8 protein-coding genes are annotated in these 8,931 nt (G+C 68.1%); 4 read left to right on the top strand and 4 right to left on the bottom strand.

Annotation, left to right across the window (positions count from 1 at the left end; translation table 11 throughout):
• Nucleotides 1-196: 196 nt before the first annotated feature.
• Complete coding sequence (locus E1261_RS18000) at nucleotides 197-787, bottom strand: acyltransferase (protein ID WP_132408031.1); 591 nt, start codon at nucleotides 785-787, stop codon at nucleotides 197-199.
• A gap of 74 nt (nucleotides 788-861) precedes the next feature.
• Here E1261_RS18000 and E1261_RS17995 point away from each other — a divergent pair, with 74 nt between their 5' ends.
• Nucleotides 862-1,728, top strand: coding sequence for a hypothetical protein (locus E1261_RS17995; protein ID WP_132408030.1), 867 nt, complete (start codon nucleotides 862-864; stop codon nucleotides 1,726-1,728).
• Here E1261_RS17995 and E1261_RS17990 read toward each other — a convergent pair whose 3' ends face one another.
• Entirely contained in the window at nucleotides 1,729-5,157 is a 3,429-nt protein-coding gene (locus tag E1261_RS17990; protein WP_132408029.1) for an error-prone DNA polymerase, read from the bottom strand. It lies immediately after the preceding gene.
• Nucleotides 5,158-5,209: 52 nt separating this feature from the next.
• Nucleotides 5,210-5,773, bottom strand: a complete 564-nt coding sequence (locus E1261_RS17985; RefSeq protein ID WP_165952548.1) for a TetR/AcrR family transcriptional regulator — start codon at nucleotides 5,771-5,773, stop codon at nucleotides 5,210-5,212.
• 37 nt (nucleotides 5,774-5,810) lie between these two features.
• Here E1261_RS17985 and E1261_RS17980 point away from each other — a divergent pair, with 37 nt between their 5' ends.
• Genes E1261_RS17980 through E1261_RS17970 form a run of 3 tightly spaced genes read left to right on the top strand, consistent with a single transcriptional unit; the run spans nucleotide 5,811 to nucleotide 8,000 of the window.
• Nucleotides 5,811-6,206 (top strand): nuclear transport factor 2 family protein, encoded by a 396-nt coding sequence (locus E1261_RS17980; protein WP_132408027.1) that lies wholly within the window; start codon nucleotides 5,811-5,813, stop codon nucleotides 6,204-6,206.
• Nucleotides 6,207-6,234: 28 nt separating this feature from the next.
• Complete coding sequence (locus E1261_RS17975) at nucleotides 6,235-6,801, top strand: TetR/AcrR family transcriptional regulator (protein ID WP_132408026.1); 567 nt, start codon at nucleotides 6,235-6,237, stop codon at nucleotides 6,799-6,801.
• Complete coding sequence (locus E1261_RS17970) at nucleotides 6,798-8,000, top strand: cytochrome P450 (protein ID WP_132408025.1); 1,203 nt, start codon at nucleotides 6,798-6,800, stop codon at nucleotides 7,998-8,000. Before E1261_RS17975 ends, E1261_RS17970 begins: the two co-directional genes overlap by 4 nt.
• On the opposite strand, the gene E1261_RS17965 is transcribed toward E1261_RS17970, so the two are convergent.
• Nucleotides 7,997-8,467: a hemerythrin domain-containing protein gene (locus E1261_RS17965; protein WP_132408024.1), complete on the bottom strand. Its 471-nt coding sequence runs from the start codon at nucleotides 8,465-8,467 to the stop codon at nucleotides 7,997-7,999. The two genes, E1261_RS17970 and E1261_RS17965, sit on opposite strands and share 4 nt — an antisense overlap.
• Nucleotides 8,468-8,931: the final 464 nt, after the last annotated feature.

The raw sequence follows: 8,931 nt of genomic DNA, 5'->3' as shown, positions 1-8,931 counted from the left end.
GGGTCGGGGTCGGGGTCGGCTGACTCGAACCGCTGTCGGACGGATTCACTGTCGGGGTTCCTCCCACTCCAGATTCATTGCCACAAGCAACCAAAACCAGCACCGCGGCGGCACTCGCCGCCAGCACTGCACCGAACCGTCGGATCACGATCATCACCTCCCACCCTAGACGCACCCCGAAGCCCGTTCGTTGCAGCTACTCGGGGTAGCTGACGGCTCGGAGCACCTTCGCGGGCGCGCCGGCGGCGATCGAGTACGGCGGGATGTCGTGGGTGACGACGCTGTTGGCGCCGATCACGCATCGCTCGCCGATCGTCACGCCGCTGGTGACGACGACGTTCGCCCCGAGCCAGACGTTGTCGCCGATCCGGGTCGGCCCCTTGGAGTCGAAGCCCTGCCAGGGCACCGGGCGATCCGGATCGTCGAAGCGGTGGTTGGAGTCCGTCACGAAACAGCCGTTGGCGAGCATGCAGTGCGAACCGATCTCGACCAGCTCGAGCGCGGCAACCATCACCGCGATGTTCAGGAACGTCCCCTCGCCGATCCGCACCCTGCCCTGGTCCCCGACCGTGATCCACACGTTCGGCTCGAACACCGCGTGCTCCCCGATCTCAAGCCGCCCGTCCCGCAGCGCCTCCAGCACGTTCCCCTGCAACGGCCACCGCGCGAACACCCCACGCCGCATCAGCTCCCAGTGGATCCGCGCCCGGTTCCACGGCAGCGAGTTGCGCTCATACCAGCGCCACTTCTGCACCCAGAGCTTGGCCTGCCCCGCAAGATCCTCCACCCGCCTCAGGCTACGTCGTGGCAACATCCGGTCATCGCAGGCGAGCCGCCGCGCGACACACCTAGAATGCGTCCATGGCGTGGGTTCTGTGGGTCATCTTCGCACCTGTCGCCATCGGTCTGGTGGAGTGGGCGGCGATCTGCGCGGTCGGTGCCCGGCAGGTCGCGATCACCCGGCAGCAGATCATGCGCCGGATCCGGTGGTGCTACGGAATCCTCTTCCTGGCGTTCTTCCTCGCCGGCGTCCTCGCTGACACGACCGCCGCCGTAGCGCGCAGGATGGAGAACCGGGCCAGTCAGGTGCCGAACGACCTGTTCTTCTGGTCGCAGCCGGCGCGCGACGCTGTGGTGGACGGCTTGTTCATCGCTCTCGATGCGGCCGGCCTGGCGCTGTGCGCGGGAGGCTTCGGGCTGACGCTGCTGGCCGTGCTCTACCTCCGTGAGAGGTACCCACTCGGATACCTGGACCCCGCGCGCTTCGACAGGGATCAGGATGGTCGGCTCCCACCGCTGGCGCGGCAGCTCTGGATGGGGTGGCTCATTCTCCCGTTCCCGGTCGGCGTGGGGCTGCACGTGCTGGCGACGCCGGACGGCATTCTGCTGTCGGCTGCCGTGGCTGCGCTGAGTGCTGTGGCCTTCGGCCTGGTGGCCTGGGTGGAGTGGCGGGTCTGGCGGGAGAACAGGAAACGCTGGGCGAAGAGCGCCGCCCCTCAGGTCCGGACGCTGACCGGCAGGCGCCGTACCGTGGTGGCGATCAGCGCCGGGTTCATCGGTGGATCGGCTGCCTCCTGGGCTGTGCTCGCCTTGCTCTACGAGGGCCACCTCTCAACCTCATCCAGTACGGCGAGCAAAGTCGGGATGCTGGTCGTCGCAGCCCTGCTCGGTGTGGTTCGAGCCTTCGCGGACCTGACCAGGGAACGGGCAGAGACCGCACTCGGCTGACTAGCGGAAGTCGCGGGACGGGGTGCGGGTTGCCAGGGGGAGGCGTTCGAGGTGGTCGGCGGAGAGGTTGGTGACTTCGCCGGCGCGTTCGACGCGGCCGCGGATGATCATCGCGCTGGCGTTGCGGGCGACGGCGGCGTGGCGGTGCCAGCAGCCTTTGGTGATGACGATGTTGGCCATGCCGGTCTCGTCCTCCAGGTTCATGAAGGTGACGCCGGAGGCGGTGGCGGGGCGCTGGCGATGGGTGACGACACCGGCGACGCGGACCCGGGTGCCGTCGGGGACCTCGCGGAGTTGGGCGGCCGAGAGGATGCCGTCGGCGCGGAGCTGGTCGCGGACGCGTTGCATCGGGTGGCTGGTGGCGGTGATCGAGGTGGACCACAGGTCGGCCATGTCGGTCTCGATATCGCTCATCCCGGGCAGGGTCGGTGGTGGACCGGCGGTGGAGACACCGGCCAACCGGTCCGGGCGCTCCTCGGCGGCTCGGCCTGCCTCCCACAACGCCTGCCGTCGGTCCAGACCGAAGCAGTCGAACACGCCGGCAGTGGCGAGCGCCTCGACCTGCGCGGCGGTGATGCCGGTCCGTCGTACCAGGTCGGCCATGTCGCGGTAGTCGCCACCGCGCTCACGCTCCTCGACGATCAGCTTCGCCCCCTTCTCCCCCACCGTCCGGACCTCCGCCAACCCGAGCCGGACGGCGAAGACACCGTCGCGCCGGTGCAGTGTCGAGTCGAACGGCTTCGATCCGTCGAACGGCCCGACCGGCGGTTGCGGATCCTTCAGGCAGCTCGGCGAACCGGTCGGGCCGGTCAGCTCCTGACCGTCGACCAGCAGCTCCAGCCCGGCCTCGATCCCCGAGCGCAACAGATCAGGACGCCGTACCTCGACACCGTGTCGGCGGGCATCGGCGACCAGGGACTGCGGTGAGTAGAACCCCATCGGCTGGGCCCGCAACAGTGCGGCCAGGAACGCGGCCGGGTAGTGCAACCGCAGCCAGGTACTCGAGTAGACCAGCAGGGCGAAGCTGATCGAGTGCGACTCGGCGAAACCGAAGTTCGCGAAGGCTTCGATCTTGGCGTAGATCTCGTCGGCCAGGTCGCCGGTGATCCCGTTGCGCTCCATCCCGGCGTACAGCTTGGTCTTCAGTGACGAGATCTTCTCGACACCGCGTTTGGAGCCCATCGCGCGGCGCAGCAGGTCGGCCTCGTCACCGTCGATGTCGCCGACCGCCATCGCCATCTGCATCAGCTGCTCCTGGAACAGCGGGACGCCCAGCGTCCGGGCCAGCACCGGCTGCAGCTTCGGGTGCAGATAGCTGATCGGCTCCTCACCGGTCCGGCGGCGGATGTACGGATGGACGGCACCGCCCTGGATCGGGCCGGGCCGGATCAGCGCGATCTCGGTGACCAGGTCGTAGAACCTGCGTGGCTTCAACCGGGGCAGCGTCGCCATCTGCGCCCGCGACTCGACCTGGAACACGCCCACCGAGTCGGCCCGGCACAACTGGTCGTAGACCCCGGCCTCCTCCTTCGGGATCGTGTGCAGCAGCCAGGACTCACCGAGTTGCTCGCGCACCATGTCCAGGCAGTACTGCAGTGCTGCCAGCATGCCGAGGCCGAGCAGGTCGAACTTCACCAGCCCCATCCACGCGCAGTCGTCCTTGTCCCACTGCAGGACGGTGCGTTTCTCCTTGCGGGCATGCTCGATCGGCACCACCTCCCCGACCGGCCGCTCGGTCAGCACCATCCCACCGGAGTGGATGCCCAGATGCCGGGGGAACTTCAGCAACGCGGTCGCCATCGTCACCACCCGCGGCGGAATGTCGTGCTCGGTCGAGGTGATCTCGGGACTCCACCCGTCCACCTGCTTCGACCACGCGTCCTGCTGACCGACCGAATACCCCAGTGCCTTGGCAACATCCCGTACGGCGGACTTCGGCCGATAGGAAATCACGTTCGCCACCTGGGCGGCGTTCTGCCGGCCGTACTTGTCGTAGACGTACTGGATCACCTCCTCCCGCCGGTCGGAGTCGAAGTCCACGTCGATATCGGGCTCCTCGGCCCGGGTCGAGGCGAGGAACCGCTCGAACGGCAGGTCGTAGAGGATGCTGTCCACCGCGGTGATCCCGAGCGCGTAGCAGACCGCCGAGTTGGCCGCCGAGCCCCGGCCCTGGCAGAGGATGCCGTTCTTGTGGGCGAAGCTGACGATGTCGTGGACGATCAGGAAGTAGCCCGGGAAGCCCTTCGCCTTGATCACGGCCAGCTCCCGCTTCAGCCGCTCGTACGCATCCGGGCGCTGTTTGCGCGTCCCGTACCGCCGGGCGGCGCCCTCGAGGGTGACGTGCTCCAGCCAGCTGTCCGGGGTGTGCCCGGCCGGGACATCCCGCAACGGCAGCTTCGGTTTGGCCCGGCCCAGGTCGAAGGCGAGCTGGTCGGCCAGGGTGACCGATCGCGCGACAGCGCCGTCGTACCGGCGGAAGCGGTAAGCCATCTCCTCGCCGGTGCGCAGGAACGCCATCCCGCTGGGTGGCAGCCAGCCGTCCATCGCGTCCAGGTCGCGGCGGGCCCGGACCGCGGCCAGCGCGGCGGCCAGCTTGTGCTGCGCCGGGATCGCGTAGTGAACGTTGTTGGTGGCAACGACCGGGAGACCATGATCGGCGGCCAGATCGGCAAGGACCCGGTTCCGCGTGCTGTCCTCCGGTAGGTGGTGATCGGTCAGCTCGACCACCACCCGATCCTTGCCGAACAGGTGGGTCAGCCGATCCAGCTCCCGCCCAGCGGCCGCCGTCCCACCCTGCTTCAGCCCTTGCTGCACCAGCCCCTTGCGGCAACCGGTCAGGATCACCCAGTGGTCCTTACCCTTCTCGGCAAGCCGCTCCAGGTCGTAGATCGGCTTGCCCTTCTCGCCACCCTTCAGCTGCGCATGCGTGATCTCGCCGGCCAGCCGGTGATACCCCTCCTGGCCCTCGGCCAGCACCAGCAGATGACTCCCCTCCGGATCGGCCACCCCGTTCTGCGGGCCGGTCAGCCCGAGGGACAGCTCGGCCCCGAACACCGTCGGCAACGAGTACGCCGCTGCGGCCTCGGCGAACCGGGCCGCCCCGTAGAACCCGTCGTGATCCGTTAACGCCAGCGCATGTAACCCCTGCCGAACCGCAGTCTCGACCAGCATTTCCGGCTGCGAGGCCCCGTCCAGGAACGAGTAGTTCGAGTGCACATGCAGCTCCGCGTACGGTACCGAAGACTCGCCCCGCTCGACCTTCGCCGGCAGATCTTTCGCAGGCACATAAGGCCCCCGATGCTGCGACCACGCCGGACTGTCCCCACCATCCGCCGTCACCGGCCGCCCGCCATGACTGCCCGGCCGCGACCGGTCCGACAACCGCCGCTCCAGCTCCGACCACTTGATCGGCGGATTGTTGTATCCCATGGCGAACCTCCTGCTCGCCATACTAGAACATTTGTTCGACCGTGCGCGAATCCTAGTCGAGCGCTCGCAACACCAGCATCACTGCGCGATCGCCACCCGCGGCATGGACGTACGCCGCATGCGCCGCGGCAACGATCGCGGCCAGATCGCGCTCGTTGAGATCAGGACCGACGGCCCCCGCAGCGCGGGCGCGGGACAGAAGCAGACCCAGCGCGCGGTCGAGCTCGGCAACCGACCCTTCGACCTTGCCTGCATCAGCCTGCAGCCGCGCGGCGAGCTCGTGGGCCGCCGCACCCTCGGTGACCAGTCGCACCAGAAACTCTCGCAGCGCTCCGCCAGGGTCGTCGGACCCGGCGTACGAGTTCGCCGCGACCACAAGATCCTCGACCGCTGCGGCGAGGACGGCGTCGACGAGCTCGGCCTTGGTCCTGAAGTGCCGGTGAACCGTGCCCGCACCGACGCCCGCCCGTCGGGCGATCTCGTCGAGGGACACGCTGAGACCTTCCGCCGCGAACGCCGTACGGGCCGCAGCCACCACCTTGGCGCGGTTGGCGACGGCATCGGCCCGGCGAGGCCCGGTTGAAGCGGGGCGCTCGCCCCGTTTAGGATCAGTCATCGCCACCATCCTCCCCCACGACCGCCCAGGAGCGCCGATGCCACTGACCACCGAAGACCGGCTGGCCATTCACGAACTGGTGTCGCTGCACGGGCATCTCGCCGACGACCGCCGTACCGGCGACCTCGGACTGCTCCTGGCACCGGACGCGTCGTACGACGTGACTGCCTACGGACTGGGGATCGTCCGGGGGCTGCCCGCCCTCATCGAGCTGTTCAGCTCGGCTCCCGGCGACCAGCCCGCCGGACACCACGTCACCAACGTGATCGTCACGCCCGACCCTGATCTCGACGACCGTGCCCGAGTGCGCTCGAAGGGGCTCTCGGTGATGGCGGACGGCCGGGCGGGGACGGTCGTGTACGAGGACGAGGTGGTGCGGACGGCGGACGGGTGGCGAATCAGCGCCCGCGTGGTCGTCCCATCCCTTTTGTAACCGCGAACAGCATTGTACTGTCGCGAACATGAGTGTTCGCGTGGTTCCTGCGCAATCGCTGCCCGGTACGGCGGGGGCCGCGACACCGGAGCAGGTTCTCGACACGGCGGCAGCGGTGCTCGCCAAGGATCCGGCCGCCTCGCTGGGGCAGATCGCCCTGGCTGCGCGGATCGGCCGGACCACGCTGCACAAGCAGTTCCCGACCCGGCATGACTTGCTGGTGGCTGTCGCCGCACGGGCGCTCGACATCAGCGAGTCGGTGATCGCCGCCGCGCCGGACGACCCTGATCCACTCCGCCGACTGGTGGTCGACCTGCTGCCGTTCGGCGCTTGTCTGACGTTGCTGACAGCGCAACCCGAGATCTTCGCCGACGAGACCATCACGGCCCGGACCGATGCACTGACAGCACCGATCGCCGCGATCGTGGCCGGCGCCGGGACCATCCGCCCCGGTGTGCCCGACTGGTGGCTCGTCCGGTCCCTGCATGCGCTGTTGTTCACCGCCTGGGATCTGCTCCAAGCCGGCTGGCTCGCCCCTCGTGACGCGCCTGAGCTGGTCCTGTCGACGTTCACCGGAGGAGTGCTGACGCGATGACCGACACTGCTGTGCTCGATGCGTTCTGGTCCCGGCCCGGGCGGGACGATCCGTACCAGATCTACGAGCAGCTCCGCGCCGGCGGACCGATCATCGGCACCGGTCAGGAGTGGTTGAGCACCAGCTACGCCGTCTGCAACACGATTCTCCGCGATCGACGTTTCGGCATCCGGCCGGCAGGCGAGCCGGCGCCGACGTCGGAGGACACCTCGGGCAACACTCTCGATCTCGGCTTCCTCGATCGCGAACCACCGGACCACACCCGGCTGCGGCGGCTCGCGGCGCCGGCGTTCCGGCCGAAGATGATGGCCGGCTACGCCGAACGGATCGCGGACTTCACCCGCGACCTGATCACCGGCATCGAACGCCGGGCTGTGGCCGAGCCGGACCGCCCGTTCGACCTGATCGCCGACTTCGCCGCGCCACTCCCGATCGGTGTCATCACCACCCTGATGGGCATCCCGGACGCGGACGTCGATCGGTTGTCCCAGCACGGCACCGTGGTCGGTTCTGCCTTGTCGGGCATTGGTTCTCCGGCCGAAGCAGCCGCACTGGCCGCCGCGAACGCCGAACTCTACGAGCTGTTCAGCGAGCTCATCCCGCTGAAGAAGGCGCACCCGGGCGATGACGTGATCAGCTATCTGGTGGCCGCGACGCCGGACGGAATCACGCCGTACGAGCTGCACACGACCGCAAGGCTGCTGCTGATCGCCGGGTTCGAGACGACGGTCAACCTGATCGGCAACGGAGTAGCCAGCCTGCTCGATCACCCGGACCAATGGGAGCTGATCCGCACCGAACCGGAGTACGCGGCCGCGGCCGTCGAAGAGGTCCTGCGGTATGCGCCGCCGGTGCAGAACACAAGCCGCTTCGCGCACGAGGCGGTGTCGATCGGGGGCGTCGACGTACCAGCGAACGGTTGGGTCATGCTGATCCTGGCCGCCGCCAACCGCGACCCTGAGGTCTTCGACGATCCCGGCACCTTCGACATCACCCGCCCCCGCCAGGCCGAGCACCTCGCCTTCTCCAGCGGCATCCACTACTGCCTAGGCGCCCCACTCGCCAGGCTGGAAGCCCAGATCGCCTTCACCGAACTCGCCACCAGACTCCCCAAACTGCACCGATCACCGGACGAACCGACCTGGCGAGAATCCCGAGTCATCCGCGGCTACTCCAGCCTGCCACTCCTCGTCAGCTAGAGCGGTCCCAGCACATCCTGTACGGCGGCGTTCAGCTCCAGGTCTTCCAGCACAGCCAGGAGCTGCTTCTCTTCGTACCGGAAGTGGTTCTCCATGATCGCCGCCACCCCTTCGAGATGCCGATCCAGCTCCTCGGGCGTCGCCGCTCGGTCGACCGCGTCACGCAGCCCCTGCAGCAGGTGCTCAATCATGGAGTGATCCTGCGTGAGCGCCCGCAAAACCGGCGCGAGTTGCGGATGCGTGGCCTCAATCGCCGGGAACAGCGCACGGTCCTCGCCCTGGTGATGACCGTCGAGCGCAGCGCAGAACCCGTGGCAGTACAGCAACAGGTCCCGACTCGCACGCTCGGTCGGCACCCCGTCACGCACAGCCTGCCGAGTAACCTCGAGCGCCTCCCGGATGCGCACATGCACCCGCCGCAATTCATTGCTCCAGGCAACCAGCCTGGTCGTCTCGCGCTCAGTCACGCGAGAACGAAGAGAGGGACGAGAACATCGCCAACCCCTTCAGTCCGACGCCTCCATGCCTGACAGGGCCTGCCACCAGCACGCGACGCTACCCACATCCTAGTCGACGTCCCGCACCGGACCGCCACCACTGACCAACTCCGCGCGACCCACACCGTTCACGCTCAACGCCTTCTCGCCCAGCCCCTCAGAGGAGGTTGATCAGTGGCACAGGTCCGCCACCTCTGGACGCCACCATCCGCTCCATCGAGTGGATCCACCATGCACGAAGGTCGCGAGTGTACGGAGATTGCCACCAGCAAAGGATTGCCGGCAACACGCACCTTCCACTCGTACCGGCTCGTGGGTACCCGTCGTACGGAGCTTTAAATGGGTGGCTGGTGCGGCGGATGGGTTGGTACCGTGCCGGGGTCCGTGACTTTGCGCTTGGAGGTGGGAACCCATGAACGCTGTTTCGCAGTGGG

It is taken from the genome of Kribbella albertanoniae (assembly GCF_004348455.1).
Taxonomy (GTDB): Bacteria; Actinomycetota; Actinomycetes; order Propionibacteriales; family Kribbellaceae; genus Kribbella; species Kribbella albertanoniae.
This window is presented reverse-complemented; position numbering and strand designations above follow the sequence as displayed.